This window comes from Actinomycetospora sp. CA-084318 (genome assembly GCF_050955885.1).
GTDB lineage: Bacteria > Actinomycetota > Actinomycetes > Mycobacteriales > Pseudonocardiaceae > Actinomycetospora.
This window is the reverse complement of the sequence record NZ_CP192098.1, coordinates 3,843,411-3,860,082: the sequence shown is the minus strand read 5'-3', so window position 1 is coordinate 3,860,082 and position 16,672 is coordinate 3,843,411. Positions and strand designations below refer to the sequence as shown.

Sequence of the window (16,672 nt, the reverse complement as noted above, 5' to 3'; positions counted from 1 at the left end):
CCGCTCAGCTCGTGATGTCCTTGCGCCGGAACCACCAGACCGCGGTGGCCCCGAACGCCGTGGCCCACACGAGCGCGGCGAGCACGCCCTGAGCCATCTCGGTGCCGTCGACGTCCGCGGTGAGCAGGTCGGTCCACGCGAAGGCGTAGTGGGTCGGGAGCACGTTCCGGATCGACCCGAGCGCGTCCACCGTGTCCAGGATCTGCGACAGGATCGACACGAGCACCGCCCCGCCGACCGCCCCGAGCGGCGCGTCGGTCGCGACCGAGAGCAGCGTCGCCACCCCCGCCACCCACGTGAGCTGCAGCGCGATGTAGACCACGGCGAGCAGCAGCCGCAGCACCCCGGTGCCGTACGTCAGCGTCTCCCCGGTCGGCGAGGCGAGCGCCCCGTCGCCGTAGACCAGCGTCCCGAGCGCGAGCGCCACGAGCGGCAGCACGGCGATCACGGTGATCGACAGCAGCCCCGCGACGATCACCTTCTGTCGCAGCAACCGGACCCGGGGCACCGGGACCGCCAGCAGGTAGCGCAGTGACGACCACGACGCCTCGCTCGCCACCGTGTCCCCGAAGAACAGCGCGACGACCACGACGAACAGGAAGCTCGCCGAGGAGAACAGCGCGAACACCACGAAGTTCGGCCCCGACGTCTGCGCCAGGTCGGTGAGCGACAGCCCCGCCTGCCCCGACGAGTCGTCGCCCACCGAGAACGCGATCCACAGGATCACCGGCAGCAGTGCGAACAGGCCGAGCGTGATCTGGGTGCGTCGCCGGCGGAGCTGCCGGAGCAGCTCGATGCGGACGGGCAGGGTCCGTCCCGACGAGGCCTCGCGCGGCCCCAGCCGTACGTCGCTGCTGGTCATCAGCGGCTCTCCTCCCCGATCAGCGCGAGGAACGCGTCCTCGAGCCGCCGCCGGGGGCCGACCCCGACGACGTCGACACCCGCCTCGACGAGCACCCGCACGACGGCGGCCCGCTCGGTCTCGGTGCTCCCGCCCTCGGCGATCACCACGTCCTCCCGTTCGGGGTCGGCCTCGGCGGCGAACCCGGCGTCCCGCAACGTGATCACCGCGCGGTCCCGGTCGCCCCCGACCGCGACGGCCACCTGCCCGCCGGCCACGAGCTCGGCCACCTCGCCGGCCGCCACGACCTCGCCGCGGTGCATGACGACGACGTGGTCGCAGGTCTGCTCCACCTCGGCCAGCAGGTGGCTGGAGACGAGCACGGTGCGGTGGCCGGCGCTCGCGTACTGCTTCAGCACCTCGCGCATCGCGTGGATTTGGGGCGGGTCGAGCCCGTTCGTGGGCTCGTCGAGCACCAGGAGGTCGGGCAGGCCGAGCATCGCCTGGGCGATCGCGAGGCGCTGACGCATGCCCTGCGAGTAGGTCCGGACGACGCGGTCCACCGCCGTGCCGAGCCCCGCGATCTCGAGCGCCTCGTCCATCCGCGCCTCGCCGATCGGGCGCCCGGTCGCCGCCCAGTACAGCTCCAGGTTCGCGCGCCCCGACAGGTGCGGGAGGAACCCCGGGCCCTCGACGAACGACCCGATCCGCCCCAGCACCGGCGCCCCCGGCGTCACCCGCACCCCGAAGACCCGCAGCTCGCCCGCCGTCGGGCGGAGCAGCCCCATGAGCATCCGCAGCGTCGTCGTCTTGCCGGCGCCGTTCGGACCGAGCAGCCCGAGGACCTGGCCGCGCTCCACGCGGAACGAGACGTCGCGCACCGCGGTGAACCCGTTGCGGTACTGCTTCGCGAGGTTCCGCACCACCAGCGGGACGTCGACGAGCTCCGGGTCGACCGCCAGGTCTCCGCCGGGCTCCAGGTCCCGACGACGACGCCGGGCGGCCACGACCCGTCCGACGACCACGGCGGCGACGACCCCGAGCAGGAGCACCCCGATGGCCACCAGGGGGCCGGCCGGGACCGTCGAGCCCCCGGTCTGCTCGCCGGGGACCTCGGGGACCGACAGCGTGGGGTCGGCCAGCGCGATCCGGTACACGGCCGGGTCGGCGGGCGAGGCGAAGCCCTGGTCGGTGGTCGCGATCGCCACCTCGAGGTGGTGGCCCGCCTGCACCGTCGCCGCGACCGCGGGCAGCGTCACGGTCACGGTCTGCGTGCCGGCCTGCGTGGGCAGGCGCAGCGGCGCGACCGCATTCCCGAGCAGGCTGCGGGTGTCCGGGGCGCCGTTCTGACCGGGCGCGACGTCGTAGACCTTCCCGAAGAGCACCGGCCCGGAGGAGGGCGCCGGCGCGCCTGGCGCGGTCGACCCCGTCGTCGAGACCGAGATCCGCACCCGGGGCGACCCGGACACGATCGTCCGGTCGGTCAGCGGTGCGGTGCGGAAGGTCGCGGCCTGGCCGGGGAGGTCGGCGGCGAGCCGGCCGAGCAGCGCGCTCGCCCCGCCACCGCCGGAGCCACCGCCGCCCGAGCCGCCCGAACCACCGCCACCGGAGCCGCCCGACCCGCCGTCGTCCTCGTCGTCGCCGGAGCCACCGGAGCCGCCCGAACCGCCGGCCGCCCCGCCCGCGAGCGCGGAGAGCCCCGGGATCGACGAGATCGAGCCGGGCACGCCGCCCGCCGGCGCGACGACGGCCTGCTCGTCACCGGTGAGCGTGAGCCCGGCCCGCGGCGCGTCCGCCGGGTAGGACGGGGCGGTGACCACCCGCTGGGTGGGCGCCGAGCGGCTGCGCACCCCGGAGGGCAGCACGTAGGTGAAGTCGGCGGGGGGCGCCGACCCGGCGCGCAGCAGCCAGTGGTCGAGCCACGCGGAGATCCGCGCGTTCGTCCGGGAGTCGGGCGATCCGCCGTCGTGACCGCCGTTGAACCAGGCCACGGCCACCGTCCCGCCGCCGGAGGCGATCGCGCGGGCGTTGGCGTCGGCCTGGTCGAGTCCGAAGAGCGTGTCGTTCTCGCCCTGCACGAGCAGCGTCGGCGCCTGGATCCGGTTCGCGACGGACGCGGGGGAGGAGCGCTGCAGGTAGGTCGCGAGCGCCGCCGGCTCCCGTCCCGTGCGGACCGCCTCGACGTAGCCGGCGCAGACCTCGGGGAGGAAGCGGCCGCAGACGTCGGGTGCCTGCCCCGAGCCGGTCCGGGTGCCGATGCCGAAGAACAGCGACGCCCAGGACCGCTTGAACACACCGTCCGGGGCGTCCGCGCCCACCGCCGGGGTGGACGCGAGCGGACCGGTCGCCGCGTTGTTCGGGAAGAGGGCCTGGCCGAGGTCGTTCCAGGTGATCATCGGGACGGTGACGTCGACGCGGCGGTCGTACGCGGCGAGCAGCAGCGCGAGGGCGCCGCCGTAGGAGCCGCCCATCACGCCCACGCGCGGGTCGCCCGGGCCGTCCTGCGTGACCTCCGGGCGCTGGGCCAGCCAGTCGATCAGCTGCGAGGCGTCGGCGACCTCGTAGTCGGGGTTGTTCAGCGCGATCTGGCCGGTGCTCTGCCCGAACCCGCGCGCCGACCAGGCCAGCACGACGTAGCCGCGGGCGGCGAGGCTGCGCGCCTCGCCGGCCACCGACCGCTTGTCCGCGCCGAACCCGTGGGCGAGCAGCATCGCGGGCGCCGGGGTGCGGGCCGGCAGGTAGAGGGTCGCGTCGAGGGACTGCGGCTGGTCGCGGGCCGGACCGTCGCGGACGTCGATTCGCAGGTCCTGTGTGCGCACGGTGCCGGTCCCGTCGTCGGTCGGCGTCTGCGCGGGCGCCGCCTGGGCCGGCGCGGCGAGGAGCACCCCCAGCAGCACGACCAGGGGCAGCACGAACAGGCGGATCACCTCCGGAACCCTAGGTGTCCGCGGTGATGTCGGCGTGCGGCGCCGGGGTTGCGTGGCGGACGGTGAGGTGAGCGACACCCCGGGTGTCCGCCGGGGATCGGCGATGGAATAGTCCGCGGTGGAGGGGAGTATCCCCGGAACGCCTGCGAGCGCCTCGTCAGCACGACAGCCGGAAGATGTCCGGGGCGCACGGTGCGTCGGCCCGGCGCGGGCCGCGCGCGGGAGAGACCTCCGGTGTGGTGCCGACCTTCCCACCGGAGGATTCCGTGTTGCTGTCTGCTGTGCCGGGGCCCGTCGTGGCCACCGAGGGTGAGCCGTTCTGGGTGTGGGCCCTGACCATCGCCGGGTTGGCGGTGATCTTCGCCGTCGACCTGTGGGCGGGCCGTAAACCGGCCGAGGTCACGATGCGTCAGGCCGGGCGCGGGGTCGCGATCTACGTCGGGCTCGCGGTGCTCTTCGCGGCCGGTGTGTTCCTGTTCGGCGGTCAGCCGAAGGCGACGGCGTTCATCGCGGGGTACGTCACGGAGTACTCGCTGTCGGTGGACAACCTGTTCGTGTTCCTGCTGATCATGACCGCGTTCGCGGTGCCGAGGGCGTTCCAGCACCGGGTCCTGCTGGTCGGGATCCTGATCGCGCTGGTCATGCGTGGCGGGTTCATCCTCGCCGGTGCGGCGGTGATCGAACGGTTCTCCTGGGTGTTCTACCTCTTCGGCGCGTTCCTGGTGATCACCGCGGTCAAGGTGTGCTTCGAGGGCTCCGACGACGACCAGGAGGAGTACCGGGAGAACATCCTGCTCCGCGCGGTGCGTCGGGTGGTGCCGGTCACCGAGGACTACCGCGGCGCCAGGCTGACCGTGCGGGAGGCGGGACGGCGGATGATCACCCCGATGTTGATGGTGATGATCGCCATCGGGCTGACCGACCTGCTGTTCGCCCTGGACTCCATCCCGGCGATCTTCGGGCTCACCAAGGACCCCTACATCGTCTTCACCGCCAACGCGTTCGCCCTGCTGGGGCTGCGGCAGTTGTACTTCCTGCTCGGCGGGCTGCTCTCGCGGTTGGTGTACCTGCAGTACGGGCTCGGGGTGATCCTCGCGTTCATCGGGGTGAAGCTGGTGCTCGAGGCCCTGCACACCAACACGCTGCCCTTCGTCAACGGCGGCCGGCCGGTGCCGGTGCCGCTGATCGGGATCGAACTCTCGCTGGGCGTGATCATCGGTGTCCTCGCCGTCACCACCATCGCCAGCCTCCTGCGCACCCGGTCGACGGACCGCGATCTCGAATCCGTGTGAGGCCGGCTGAGGGTTCACGGCGCCCGCGCGTCCCGAATGGCACCCTCGATGGCGTGATGGTCGTCGGGACGGAGCGTGGGCACGGGTGACCGCGGTGCTCGACCGTCTCCGCCCGGGCGGGGACGGGGGTCCGCCCCCGCCGATCCGGTCCGTCCGGGTCCGGCGGTGGGTCGTCGTCGTCGTGGTGGCGGCTCTCCTGGTCGCCGTCCCCGCCGTGGTCGCGGCGTGGCCGGTGTCCGCCCCCGACGTCTCGCCCACCGAGCTGCGGGACCGCGTGGCGGCCTCGGGCGACCTGCCGTGGAGCGGCTACGCCGAGGCCAGCGGGGGCCTGAACCTGCCCGACGTCGCGCAGTTCTCCGACGTCACCACCCTGCTCTCGGGCACCTCCCGACTCCGGGGCTGGTACGCGGCACCGGACCGGGTGCGCGTCGACCAGCTCTACGCGGGTGGGGAGCGCAGCCGGTACACCACCCCGAACGGCCAGGTCGTCTGGGACTACGGCGCCCAGCTGCTCACCTACGTCCGCCGGGACCCGCTCGTGCGGCTCCCGCGCCCCGACGACCTGCTGCCGCCGCAGCTCGCCCGCCGTCTGCTCTCCGGCACGCTCCCCGACGATCCCGTGTCCGCGCTGCCACCCCGGCGGGTGGCGGGCGTGGACGCGGCCGGCTTCCGGGTGACCGTCGCCGACCCGCGCACCACCGTCGGGGCGCTCGACGTGTGGGCCGACCCGGCCGACGGGCTCCCCGTCGCCGTGGAGGTCCGGATCAAGAACAGTGCGGGCACCCTGGCCGCAGGGCCCGTCGTCGGGACCAGCTTCCTCGAGCTCGACCGCGGGACGCCGGACCCGTCGTTGCTGCAGGTGCAGCCGACCCCCGGCGTCGGGGTGACCCGCAGCCCGACCTCGGACCTCTTCGGCGTCCTCGGCCGCGGCAGCCCGGACGCCGTCCCCTCCACGGTGGACGGCGTCGACCGGGTGGCGCCGCAGCGCGGGTTCGCCGCGATCGGGAAGTACGGGACGACGCTGTCCCAGCTCATCGTGGTCCCGCTGCCCGCCGACATCGCCGGGTCGCTGCTCGACAACATCGGCGACGCCGGGTCCGCCGGCCGCTCGATCAGCGTCACCCCGCCCGAGAACGCGCTCGGTCGCACGGCCAACGCGACGGCGGGGGCGCTCGAGTCGCCGCTGCTGAGCCTGGCCGTGCTGCGCGTGGGCAACCGGGCGTGGGCCGTGGGTGGCCTGGTGCCCGACGACGTCCTCGACCGTGCCGTGGCCGACATCGCCGACTCAGCAGGAGCACCGTGACCAACCTGGGCGAGCGCAACGACGGCGACCGCGGCGGGGCCCGCCGTGCGGGCGCCGGCACCGGGCTCCGCACCCCGAGCGAGCCCGTGCCCGCGCAGCGGGGCCGGCCGCTGCCCGGCCCGCCGGTGGCGTCCCCGCTGGTCATCGAGACCCGCGGGCTCACCAAGCGCTACGGCACCCGTGCTGCCGTCGACGACGTCGACCTGCACGTCGCCGAAGGCGACCGCTACGGCTTCCTGGGTCCCAACGGGTCGGGCAAGACGACGATGGTGCGGATGCTGCTCGGGCTGGTCTTCGCCACCCGCGGCGAGATCCGCGTGCTCGGCCACGAGGTGCCGCGCGAGGTGCACCAGGTGCTGCCGCGCATCGGGGCGATGGTCGAGGGACCGGCCGCGTACGGGCACCTCTCGGGGCGCGCCAACCTGGACCTGCTCGACGCCTCCGGACCGGGCCCGCGGGCCGGGCGACGACGGCGGGTCAGCGAGGCGATGGAGCGCGTCGGGCTCGGCGGGGTCGACCGGCGCCCGGTCCGCACCTACTCCCTGGGCATGCGCCAGCGGCTCGGGCTGGCCGGGGCGCTGCTGTCCCGACCCGACCTGCTCATCCTCGACGAGCCCACGAACGGGCTCGACCCGCACGGCATCCGCGAGATCCGGGAACTGCTCATCGAGCTGAACCACGAGGGCACCACGGTGTTCCTCTCCAGTCACCTGCTCGCCGAGATCGAGGCGCTGTGCACCCGCGTCGGGGTGGTCGACCGGGGCCGCCTCGTACTCGAGGAGCCCCTCGAGGCCGTGCGGCGCCGCACCGGGCGGGTGGTGCTCACGACACCGGACGCCGACCGTGCGGCCGCCGCCCTCGGCGGGGCCCTGGTCGCCCGGACGCCCGAGGGCGCGCTGATCGTGGCGCCGGCCGACGACGACGGGGCCGCCGGCCTCGCCCGACACCTCGTCGGTGCCGGGGTGCGGATCGACGCGCTGGAGCCGGAGACGGTCAGCCTGGAGGACGTCGTCGTGCGGATCACCGGCCCCGGGAGCGACCGCGCATGATGGTCGTCGAGCTGCGCAAGCTGTTCCGACGGCCGCGCACCTGGGTGACGATCGGGCTGCTCTGCCTGCTGCCCGTGATCGTGGCCGTGTTCCTGGCGTCCACCCGGATCGCGCCGCCGCCCGGGCAGGGTGCGGCGTTCCTGTCCGCGGTCCTGGAGTCGGGGTCGCTGTACCCGGCGGCGGCGCTGGCGCTGGTGCTGCCGATCTTCCTGCCGGTGGCCGTCGCCGTGATCGCCGGCGACACGGTGGCGGGGGAGTCGGGCGCCGGGACGCTGCGCTACCTGCTCGTGCGTCCCGTGGGGCGTACGAAGCTCCTGCTGGCGAAGCTGGTGTCGGTCGTCGCGTTCGTGGTGGCCACGGTCGCCGCGGTGGCGGGCTCGTCGTACGTGGTGGGCGTGACCCTGTTCGGCGCGGGCGACCCGGTCGCCGTCGTCAACGCGATCCCGCAGATCTCGGGGCCCGGCGGTGGCGGGTCCTCGAGCTCGGCGGGTGGGTCGGGCAGCGCGGCGTCGGCGCCGAGCGCGGGTGGCTCGGCCAGCGCCGCGGACCCGGCGGCGCCTGCACCCGCTGCGCCAGGTGCCCCCGCGATCGGATCGTCGGGTGCCGACAACGGCTCGCCGGCGCAGCTCGACCCGACCGAGGCCCGCGAGCGGGCGGCCGACTCCGTCGCGTCCCTGTCGGGCGACCCGCTCTCGCCGGCCGACCTCGCCCTGCGGCTGCTCGGCGCGATGGCCTACATCACGATCTCCATGCTCGGGGTCGGGGCGATCGCGCTGTTCCTGTCCACGGTGACCGCGTCCTCGCTCGGCGCCACCCTCGGCGCGCTGGCGGCGTTGATCTCCTCGCAGGTGCTCGTGACGCTCGACGCCGCGGCCTCGGTGACCCCGTACCTGCCGACCCGCTACTGGCTTGCCTGGATCGACTTCTTCCGCGATCCGATCTTCCTGCGCGACATCCGTGCGGGCGTGATCGTCCAGGCCGCCTACGTCGTGATCCTCATGCTGGCCGCGTGGGCCAACTTCACGACCAAGGACGTCGCGCAGTAGTCAGCCCACGCTCTGCCAGGGGCGGTTGTGTCTGGGTTGTCGGGTGGGGTCGAGCCATGTCGGTGGGGTGAACCAGGGCAGGTGGTCGATCATGTGGACCTGCCAGCCGCCGTGGTGGACGAGGTCGTGGTGGTATCGGCAGAGGCAGACGAGGTTGTCGGGTTCGGTGTGGCCGCCGTGGGCCCAGTGGATGATGTGGTGGATTTCGGAGTGGCGGGCTTTCTTGGCGCAGCCGGGGAACGCGCAGTGCCGGTCCCGTTTGACGACGGCGCGGCCGGTGGCGGTGGGGATGGCCCGGGTTTTGCGGCCGACGTCGAGGACCTCGCCCTTGGAGCCCAGGACCATGGGGATGAGGTCGGCGTCGCACGCGAGGCGGCGGGCGGTGTCGGGGCGGATCCAGGTGGAGTCACCCAGGAGTGCCAGCGCTGTGCTGGTGTCGGCGAGTTGTTGGCGCAGCGTCTCGTAGTCGAGTGTGACGGTGAGGGTGACCCGTTCGCGGCCGGGTAGGGCCATGGCGTCGAAGTCCGGTGGTGTCCACGGCCGGTGCGGCGGCGGCTCCGGCTCCGCGTCGGAGTCTGGTGGCCCGGGACCGAAAAGTGGTGGCTCGCCGGGTTCCTCGGGGTCCGGCCCGGCGGGGTCGCCTGGACCGGTTCCGGTGGCATCGGTTCCGGCGTGGTTCCCGGGGTCGGGCCCGTGCTCGTCGGTCCGGTGTTCGTTGGTCCGGTGCTCGCCGGTGGCATCCGCCTCGGGTTCTCCGGCATCCCGGGAACCGGTGCCATTGGCATCGGTTCCGGCGTGGCCTCCGGGGCCAGTCCCGTGCTCGTCGGCCTTGTCGCCAGCCTCCGCCGGGGCGGCCTCACGAGCGTCGTCTTCGGGGTCGGGGGGCCAGGCGGTGGTGTCGAAGTCACGGTCGAGGTCGGGGAACGGCACCGCACCTGGGTGCTCGGGCTCGTTGAGCCCGGCGTGGTGACTCGCCGAGATCAGGTCCAGCAGACCCGATGCTTGGCGGGACGCCTTGGAGCGGTCGGCCTCGTCGCGCGGGTCCTGCCCCCGCGCCCCGTCGTCGGACACCGGCGCCGCGCCGGTCTCCGGGTCGGCGACCACCGATGAGGCGGGGGCGGGGGTGGCGGCCCGGATGGCGTCCTCGAACAACGCCGCCGCCGTCGACTCCCGCAGGATCAGCTTGGCGTGCAGGTCCCCGTTGCGCCGCTTCGTGTAATGCAACTCGTTCCCGGCGGCGTCGTCGTCCTTCGGGGCGGCGCCGTCGGGGTCGAGCCGGTCGGCGATCGCCCGCGCCGCCGACGCCAACCCCTTCGGCGACAACGTGGCCGCCAGCGACGCGAGTTGTTCCTCGGCGACCGCGCGGACGGCGTCGTCGAGGTCGGGGACCTTGCCGAGGCGTTCCATGGTCTTGCGGATGATCTCGACGTGGTGCTCGTCCACCAGGCCGTCCTCGACCACTCCCGCGGTGGCGGGCAGATCGGCGGGGGTGGTGGCGCCGGTCGGGGTGAGGGTCTCGGACAGCGCGTCGGCCTGCCGCTCCAGGGAGGTGACGGTCTTCGGGTCGAGGCGCAGGTGGTCCTCGAGCAGCCGGCCCATCCGCCGGTACCCGGTCTCAGCGAGCACCTCCGAGCGGCGCAGTGCCCGCAGCGACCGATAGACCCGTGCCCCGGCCAGGCGCTGCGCACGGACTGCGGCAGCCGCCTCGGCCAGCAGGGCGGCGGACTCGGGCGACAGACTGTCGTCGCCGGACGGCTCGCCGGACGGCTCCGCGGCGGAGGACACCCCGGGCACCGCCCACGCCGGCTCAGCGGCCGGCGCCACAGCGGGTTTCTCGTACTCGTACTCCGCCCACGGGAACACCGCGTCCCGCAGCACGGCGACGTTCTCGGCCTGCCACCGGGCGACGTCCTCCTCCGCGGGCGGCACCCACGCCGGCTCCTCCGGTTCCCACGACGGCGGCGTAGGCAGCGGCGACCCCGCCTCGGGGTCCCACCCTGCCTCGATCGCCATACACCTATGAGCGAACACCAGTTCGAACAAGGCAAGCCGCAGTCAGAGCAACTTCATGATCGCGAACGGATCAACGAGTAGCGTCCCTGCCCATGGCCGTCCCGCAGAACGGCGTGCTGGCTCTGGGCACGTCCTCGCACGCCTACCTCGAGTTCGACCGCCGACCGGGGATCGACGCCGCCGCGCTGGTCCATGCGCTCGCCGACCTCGCGGTCTCGGTCCGGACGACGGGCGCGGTCAGCCTCGTCGTCGGGACCCGGCCGGAGCTCTGGGCCGAGGTCGCACCCGACGACGCCCCGCGCGACGTGCACGGGTTCGACGAGCCGGTCACCGGTCCCGACGGCTTCACCATGCCCGCCACCCAGCACGACGCCGTGATCTGGGTGTCCGGGGGTAGCCGCTCGGTGGTGTTCGACGGGTCGACCACGGCGGTCGCGGCGCTGCACGGGGTCGCCGACCTCGCCGACGAGACCGACGCCTGGTCGCACCACCACGACCGCGACCTCACCGGCTTCGAGGACGGCACCGAGAACCCGCCCGCGGCCGAGGCGCCCGGCGTGGTGCTCGTCCCCGACGGCGAGCCCGGCGCGGGCAGTTCCGTGCTCCTGCTGCAGAAGTGGCGGCACGACGCGCAGCGCTGGTACGCGCTGGACCGCCGTACCCAGGAGGACGTCATCGGGCGGACCAAGCCCGACTCGGTGGAACTGGCCCCCAAGCCCGCGGACGCCCACGCGGCCCGCACCGACCAGGACACCTACGGCCACATCTTCCGGCGCAACTCCGCCTACGGGGACACCTCCGACCACGGCACGATGTTCGTCGGGTTCTGCGCCTCCCAGCGGCCGCTCGCGGTGATGCTCGCCGCCATGGCCGGCCAGGACGGTCCCCGTGACGCCCTGACCCGCTACACGACCGCCCTGACCGGCGCGTACTACGTCATCCCCGCGGCCGACAGCCTCGTCCGGCTCGCCCCGGCCCCGGCCGGCTGACCGAGCAGCTCCGCCAGCGTCGCCGTCCCCAGCAGCGCCCCGTCCTTCCCGACGACGGGTGCTGCCGTGATCCTGGCGCCCAGCAGACGGTGCCGGGCGTCGAGGAGCGTGTCGTCGGGTCCGAGCGTCACCGGGTCCTCGACCACCTCGCCCGACCGCCGCACCACCCCGGTCAGCCGCCCGTCGTCGTCGACCTGCAGGCGGAGCGGACCCGAGCCGTCGCCGACGACGGGCGCCATCACCTCGTCGACGAAGCGCGTCGAGTACGGGTCCACCTCGTACTCGCGCGAGAGGTGGCCGCCGCGGCGGGCGATCTTCTCGGTGAGCACCGAGCGCCGTAGCAGCAGCACGGACACGCCGTAGGCCGTGGCGGACGCGATGAGCAGCGGGAGCAGCGCCGACCAGGCGTGCGTGAGCTCGAGGGAGAACACGACCCCGGTCAGCGGCGAGCGCATCACGCCGCCGACCGTCGCCGCGAGCCCGACCAGCGCCCAGAACCCGGGGCCCACCGCCGGCAGGACGAACCCGGCGAGCGCACCGAGGGCCGCGCCGATCATGAAGGTCGGCGCGAGCACACCGCCCGAGGTCCCGGAGCCGAGCGACAGCCCCCAGATCAGGGATTTCACGACGAGGATCCCGACGATCAGCGACAGCGCGGCGTGCCCGGAGAGCAGATCGCCGATCACGTCGTACCCGACGCCCAGCGCCCGCGGCACGATCAGACCGCCGATCCCGATGATCAACCCCCCGATGGCCGGCCACCACATCCAGTGCACCCGCCCGCGGAGCAGCTCGAAGGCGTCCTCGGAGCGGTAGACCAGGGCCGTCACCGCCACCGCGAGCAGGCCGCCCAGGACGCCGATCCCGACGCCGAGCAGCTCGGCCGGCACGCCGATCCGCCAGTCGGCCGTGTCCACTCCGAAGATCGGGCCGGAGCCGAGGAGCGGTGCGCGCAGCAGCGTCGCGACCACGACGGCCGCGGTCACGGGCAGGAAGCTGCGCGGACGCCACTCGAAGAGCAGCAGTTCGACGGCCAGCAGCACCGAGGCGAGCGGGGCGTTGAACGTCGCTGCCATGCCGGCCGCCGCGCCCGCGACCATCAGCGCCTTGCGCTCGTCGTCGGACAGGGTGAGCCGCTGGGCGACCAGGGAGCCCAGGGCTCCGCCGGTCATGATGATCGGGCCCTCGGCGCCGAACGGACCACCCGTGCCGATGCTGACCGCCGCCGAGGTCGGCTTGAGCACCGCGACCTTCGGCTCGACGATGCTGCGCTTGAACAGGATGGCCTCGAGCGCCTCCGGCATCCCGTGCCCGCGGATCTTCTCCGAGCCGTAGCGCGCCATGACGCCCACGACCAGCCCACCCACCACCGGCGCGCCGAGCACCAGCCACCAGGGCGCGTGCAGCTGTCCGGGGCTCACCGTGTCGGTCGCGAGCCGTCCGGCGAACACGGCGTTGGTGATCAGTCCGATCAGCCGGAGCAGCAACCACGCCGCCACGGCACCGAGGGCGCCGATCGAGACCGCCCACGCGACGATCACCCCCACCCGGGGCGTCAGGGTGAAGTCGGACAGGGGTCCGGGCCGTCTCACGGGGTCATCAGCTCCACGGGGCCGACGCCGAGGTCGGGACCGGCGGCGTCTCGGAGGGCGGTCAGGGCGGCGGTGAGCGCGTGGCGCTGCTCGTCCGGGAGCCGTCCGACCAGGTCGGCGAGGGCTTCCCGACGACGGGCCAGCACCGTCCCGACGAGGGCGCGGCCCGCCTCGGTGGGCTCGAGCACCACGACGCTGCGGTTCGCCGGATCACGACGACGGGTCAGGTGCCCCGAGGCCTCGAGCTGGTCGCCGAGCCGGGTGACCGACGACGCCGCCGTCCCGAGGCGGTGCGCGGCGACCGTGCCGGGGCTCGCCCCGAGCTCGTCGAGCACCAGCAGCAGCCGGAACTGGGGCAGCGACATGCCGAGGTCCTCGAGAGCCCGGGTCGCGACCCCGACGAGCAGTCGGGTCGTCGCCATCAGGGCGTCCACCGCATCGTTCACGTACGCAACCATTGCGTAATGCAACGCTTGCGTCAGCGAAGTGTGGTGCCGATCATCGTGTCCCGACGAGCACCGGGCGCCCGACGCCCTCGGCCTGCAACCGCGAGCAGTCGCCCGGCACGGGGACCGGGAGCGGCCGCGTCCCCAGGGCGCGCAGGGTGAGCCCGACCGCCAGGCCCGCCGTCGGCAGCTGGCCGTGGCCGATGAGGATGCCGTCGCAGACCGCCTGCAACCGGAGGGAGCGCACGCCGGGCAGGGCGGAGGAGCCGGGCGGGGTGACGGTCTCGTCCTGGTCGGTCCACAGCGAGAGCCACGGGATGTCCGGGCGGGGCTGCGCCGCGAGGCGGGTGAGCAGCGAGCTGCCGGGCGCGAGCTGCTGGCACGCCCGCGGGCACGCACCCGGCACCAACGCCCCGCCGGCCGCGGCGAGCTCCGCGCCCTGGAGCGGGGAGCCGAGGGTGACCAGGCGCCGGATCGCGGGGGCCGTGGTCCCCGTCTGCAGGTAGAGCCACGACGCGACGCCGCCCGCGGAGTAGCCGACGAGGTCGACGCTGGTGGCGTCGTCGTGCCGGATCAGGTCGCGCACCGCGTCGTCGATGGCCGCCGCCTGCGCGGCGAAGTCCCCCGTCCCGTCGTCGGGAAGGTTCACGACGACGGCCGGGCGGCCGACCACCTGCAGGCGCAGCGCGAGCGCCTGGAGTGCGGCGGTGTTGCCGCCGTAGCCGGGGACCAGGACGACCGGGCCCATGACGGCCGGGTCGGCCTTCGGCGGCACGGCGTACTCGCGAGCCACCGAGACCCCGACGAGCACCGCGACGGCCAGCACGATCGCCGCCATGACCAGCACGAACAGGCGTCGGCGGGGAGCGAGGCCGCCGAGGGGTGCTCGTTCAGGCCACCGCGTCACGCCCTCCAGTGTGCCCATGATCGTGTGTGGTCGCGTTAGCGTGCGTCCTCGTGGAGCCCAGCGACGTCGCCCGCCTGTACCGCCGCCTCGAACCCCTGCACTCGATGATCTACTTCGCGCCCGAGATCGGCGAGGAGCTGGCCGAGCTGGGCATCGAGCACCCGCGCGCCCAGTACTTCGCCCAGCGATCGGCCGCGATGGGTGCCGTCGGGCCCGGCGTGGTCGCGGCGACGTACTACAACTTCAACCCGGCCCTCGTCGCGCGGTTCGTGCCGATGATCTGGATGTCGGCCTCGCCCGAGGCGGTGTTGAACGGCCGGCTGCGGGCCGCGGACCGCGCCCTGCGGCGGCTCCTCGGTGACGCCGTCTCCTCGCAGGAGTTCGAGCGGGCCGGGCTGCTCGCCCGGAAGGCCGCCGAGGCCTGCACCCCCGAGGGCCGCGCGCTCTACGCGGCACACGCCGACCTGCCCCGGCCCGACGAGCCGCACCTCGCGCTCTGGTACGCGATCACCCTGCTGCGGGAGTACCGCGGCGACGGTCACCTGGCGGCACTGATCGACGCCGGGGTGTCCGGCCTGGAGGCGCTGATCCTGCACACCGCGACCGGGAAGGGGTTCGTCCCGGAGGTGGCGCAGAAGACCCGCGGCTGGTCGCCCGAGCAGTGGGGCGAAGGTGCCGCGGGACTGCGCGAGCGGGGGCTGCTCGACGCCGAGCTCGGGCTCACCGAGGAGGGCGCCGCCTTCCGCGACCGCATCGAGGACGCCACGAACCGCGCCTCCGTGGCGCCGTGGGAGCACCTGGGTGCCGACGGGTGCGCCGAGCTGGCGGAGCTCGGCGGCGGGCTCACGAAGCGCCTGCTCGAGGCGGGCGCGTTCCCGGCCGGCGTGTTCGCGCCGGGCGCCGACCGGACGCCCAAGGGGTAGCGCCGGCCGGACCGGACGTCAGTGGCATCGGGGGCACCTGAGCGACCCTGGTGCCACTGACGTTCGGGCCCACGTGCCTCACGGCAGCCGCTGCGGGTCGCCCGACCCCACCTCCCCGTGCGCGCCGGCCCGCTTGGCGAGCCAGATGCCGCCGCCGATCACGAGCGCGCCCGCGATCAGCCAGCCGAGCGCCCCGAGCAGCCAGTGCACGAGCGGGAGCACCACCCCGCCGAGCAGCACGAGGGCACCGATACCGACCAGGATCCACACCACGATCTTCATGACGTCGATGCTCCGACGACGTGCGCGCCGCGGGATCGGGGTGCGACCCTGAGCTTCATGCGGGTCACCGTGGTCGGCGCCGGGATCGTCGGACTGTCCACCGCGGACGCGCTGCTGCGTCGGGGTCACGACGTCACCGTGCTCGAGGCCCGCCGGCCGCTGGGCGCGCGCAGCGTCGGCTCGTCCCGGATCTTCCGGCTCGCGCACGGCGATCCCGAACTGGTCGCCGCCGCGACCGAGGCGCGGGCGCTCTGGGACGCCTGGTCGGAGCGGGCCGGGCGGCCGCTCCTCGGCGGTGAGGGCGCCGTCGTGTCCGGGCCGTGGGTCGACGGGTGGGCGGCCGCCATGCGGGCCGCGGGCGCGGCGGTCGAGGTGGGCGACGCGCCGGCGGGGACCCTCGGCCGCGCCGACGGGCCCCTGCTCCACGACCCGGCCGGGGGAGCCCTCGACCTCGCCGGTGCCGGCGAGCTGCTGCTCCGCACGACGAAGCCCCACCTACGACCGGGCCGCGTCGTGGACCTCGACGAGTTCGACTCGGACGCGATCGTCCTCACAGCGGGGGCGGGCACCGCCGAGCTCGCGGCCCAGGTCGGGGTCACCGTGCCCGCCGAGCTGTGTCACCACGTCCGGTTCGCCTTCCGGTTCCGCACGGCCCCGTCGACCGTCCCGCCCGCCCACATCGACGACGCGACCTACCAGCACCGCACGCCCGACGGGACCTGGGCGATCGGCGGCCACCTGCCCGACGGGCTCACGACGACGGCGACCCATTCCCTCGACGAGGTGCGCCACCGGTCGCGCGAGCTGATCACCGCGCACGTCGCCGAGCGGCTGCCGGAGCTGGCGCCCGAACCGGTCGACGAGGTGACCTGCACCCCGACGGCGGGGGAGGGGGACGGGGTGCGCACGGCCCGCGTCGGGAACGTCCACGTGCTGTGGGGCGGCAACCTCGCCAAGTTCGCCCCGCTGCTCGGGGAACGCCTGGCCGCGGCGGTCGCGGAGGACCACGTGGCGCACGCCATCGGTCCACCCGACGACCCGGCGGATCACGGTCGGTAACCT

The 16,672-nt window shown here is 74.3% G+C and carries 14 protein-coding genes; 7 read left to right on the top strand and 7 right to left on the bottom strand.

Annotation, left to right across the window (positions count from 1 at the left end; genetic code table 11):
* Positions 1 to 4 precede the first annotated feature (4 nt).
* Together ACQPYX_RS18840 and ACQPYX_RS18835 are read right to left on the bottom strand one after the other, a co-directional pair.
* The gene (locus tag ACQPYX_RS18840) at positions 5 to 862 is read right to left on the bottom strand and encodes an ABC transporter permease (protein ID WP_433798828.1); all 858 of its coding nucleotides are present in this window, start codon (positions 860 to 862) and stop codon (positions 5 to 7) included.
* On the bottom strand, positions 862 to 3,768 hold the full coding sequence (locus ACQPYX_RS18835) for an alpha/beta fold hydrolase (RefSeq protein ID WP_433798827.1): 2,907 nt from the start codon (positions 3,766 to 3,768) through the stop codon (positions 862 to 864). Before ACQPYX_RS18835 ends, ACQPYX_RS18840 begins: the two co-directional genes overlap by 1 nt.
* 266 nt (positions 3,769 to 4,034) lie before the next feature.
* Here ACQPYX_RS18835 and ACQPYX_RS18830 point away from each other — a divergent pair, with 266 nt between their 5' ends.
* From ACQPYX_RS18830 to ACQPYX_RS18815, 4 genes are all read left to right on the top strand, one after another.
* Positions 4,035 to 5,060 carry a TerC family protein gene (locus ACQPYX_RS18830; RefSeq protein WP_433798826.1) on the top strand — a complete coding sequence of 342 codons (1,026 nt, stop codon included), beginning with the start codon at positions 4,035 to 4,037 and terminating at the stop codon, positions 5,058 to 5,060.
* Positions 5,061 to 5,154: 94 nt separating this feature from the next.
* Positions 5,155 to 6,363: a hypothetical protein gene (locus ACQPYX_RS18825; RefSeq protein WP_433798825.1), complete on the top strand. Its 1,209-nt coding sequence runs from the start codon at positions 5,155 to 5,157 to the stop codon at positions 6,361 to 6,363.
* The gene (locus tag ACQPYX_RS18820) at positions 6,360 to 7,412 is read left to right on the top strand and encodes an ABC transporter ATP-binding protein (RefSeq protein WP_433798824.1); all 1,053 of its coding nucleotides are present in this window, start codon (positions 6,360 to 6,362) and stop codon (positions 7,410 to 7,412) included. The genes ACQPYX_RS18825 and ACQPYX_RS18820 overlap by 4 nt, the downstream gene beginning before the upstream one ends.
* Positions 7,409 to 8,458 (top strand): ABC transporter permease, encoded by a 1,050-nt coding sequence (locus ACQPYX_RS18815; RefSeq protein WP_433798823.1) that lies wholly within the window; start codon positions 7,409 to 7,411, stop codon positions 8,456 to 8,458. The genes ACQPYX_RS18820 and ACQPYX_RS18815 overlap by 4 nt, the downstream gene beginning before the upstream one ends.
* On the opposite strand, the gene ACQPYX_RS18810 is transcribed toward ACQPYX_RS18815, so the two are convergent.
* Positions 8,459 to 10,471, bottom strand: coding sequence for a DUF222 domain-containing protein (locus ACQPYX_RS18810; protein WP_433798822.1), 2,013 nt, complete (start codon positions 10,469 to 10,471; stop codon positions 8,459 to 8,461). It abuts the gene before it with no gap.
* A 92-nt stretch (positions 10,472 to 10,563) separates the two neighbouring features.
* On the opposite strand from ACQPYX_RS18810, the gene ACQPYX_RS18805 reads away from it, so the two are divergent.
* Positions 10,564 to 11,460 (top strand): Dyp-type peroxidase, encoded by an 897-nt coding sequence (locus tag ACQPYX_RS18805; RefSeq protein ID WP_433798821.1) that lies wholly within the window; start codon positions 10,564 to 10,566, stop codon positions 11,458 to 11,460.
* On the opposite strand, the gene ACQPYX_RS18800 is transcribed toward ACQPYX_RS18805, so the two are convergent.
* Genes ACQPYX_RS18800 through ACQPYX_RS18790 form a run of 3 tightly spaced genes read right to left on the bottom strand, consistent with a single transcriptional unit; the run spans position 11,403 to position 14,405 of the window.
* The gene (locus ACQPYX_RS18800) at positions 11,403 to 13,052 is read right to left on the bottom strand and encodes a chloride channel protein (protein ID WP_433798820.1); all 1,650 of its coding nucleotides are present in this window, start codon (positions 13,050 to 13,052) and stop codon (positions 11,403 to 11,405) included. The two genes, ACQPYX_RS18805 and ACQPYX_RS18800, sit on opposite strands and share 58 nt — an antisense overlap.
* Positions 13,049 to 13,498, bottom strand: a complete 450-nt coding sequence (locus ACQPYX_RS18795) for a MarR family winged helix-turn-helix transcriptional regulator (protein ID WP_433798819.1) — start codon at positions 13,496 to 13,498, stop codon at positions 13,049 to 13,051. The genes ACQPYX_RS18800 and ACQPYX_RS18795 overlap by 4 nt, the downstream gene beginning before the upstream one ends.
* 52 nt (positions 13,499 to 13,550) lie before the next feature.
* The gene (locus ACQPYX_RS18790) at positions 13,551 to 14,405 is read right to left on the bottom strand and encodes an esterase/lipase family protein (RefSeq protein WP_433798818.1); all 855 of its coding nucleotides are present in this window, start codon (positions 14,403 to 14,405) and stop codon (positions 13,551 to 13,553) included.
* 50 nt (positions 14,406 to 14,455) lie between these two features.
* Here ACQPYX_RS18790 and ACQPYX_RS18785 point away from each other — a divergent pair, with 50 nt between their 5' ends.
* Positions 14,456 to 15,328, top strand: a complete 873-nt coding sequence (locus ACQPYX_RS18785; protein WP_433798817.1) for an SCO6745 family protein — start codon at positions 14,456 to 14,458, stop codon at positions 15,326 to 15,328.
* A 78-nt stretch (positions 15,329 to 15,406) separates the two neighbouring features.
* Here the strand turns inward: ACQPYX_RS18785 and ACQPYX_RS18780 are convergent, their stop codons facing one another.
* Entirely contained in the window at positions 15,407 to 15,610 is a 204-nt protein-coding gene (locus ACQPYX_RS18780) for a hypothetical protein (protein ID WP_230759586.1), read from the bottom strand.
* A gap of 57 nt (positions 15,611 to 15,667) precedes the next feature.
* On the opposite strand from ACQPYX_RS18780, the gene ACQPYX_RS18775 reads away from it, so the two are divergent.
* Positions 15,668 to 16,669 carry an NAD(P)/FAD-dependent oxidoreductase gene (locus ACQPYX_RS18775; RefSeq protein ID WP_433798816.1) on the top strand — a complete coding sequence of 334 codons (1,002 nt, stop codon included), beginning with the start codon at positions 15,668 to 15,670 and terminating at the stop codon, positions 16,667 to 16,669.
* Positions 16,670 to 16,672: the final 3 nt, after the last annotated feature.

Coding starts and splice junctions, on each gene's coding strand:
- ACQPYX_RS18840 (WP_433798828.1), bottom strand. CDS start 862: ATGACCAGCAGCGACGTACGGCTGGGGCCGCGCGAGGCCTCGTCGGGA.
- ACQPYX_RS18815 (WP_433798823.1), top strand. CDS start 7,409: ATGATGGTCGTCGAGCTGCGCAAGCTGTTCCGACGGCCGCGCACCTGG.
- ACQPYX_RS18810 (WP_433798822.1), bottom strand. CDS start 10,471: ATGGCGATCGAGGCAGGGTGGGACCCCGAGGCGGGGTCGCCGCTGCCT.
- ACQPYX_RS18805 (WP_433798821.1), top strand. CDS start 10,564: ATGGCCGTCCCGCAGAACGGCGTGCTGGCTCTGGGCACGTCCTCGCAC.
- ACQPYX_RS18780 (WP_230759586.1), bottom strand. CDS start 15,610: ATGAAGATCGTGGTGTGGATCCTGGTCGGTATCGGTGCCCTCGTGCTG.
- ACQPYX_RS18775 (WP_433798816.1), top strand. CDS start 15,668: ATGCGGGTCACCGTGGTCGGCGCCGGGATCGTCGGACTGTCCACCGCG.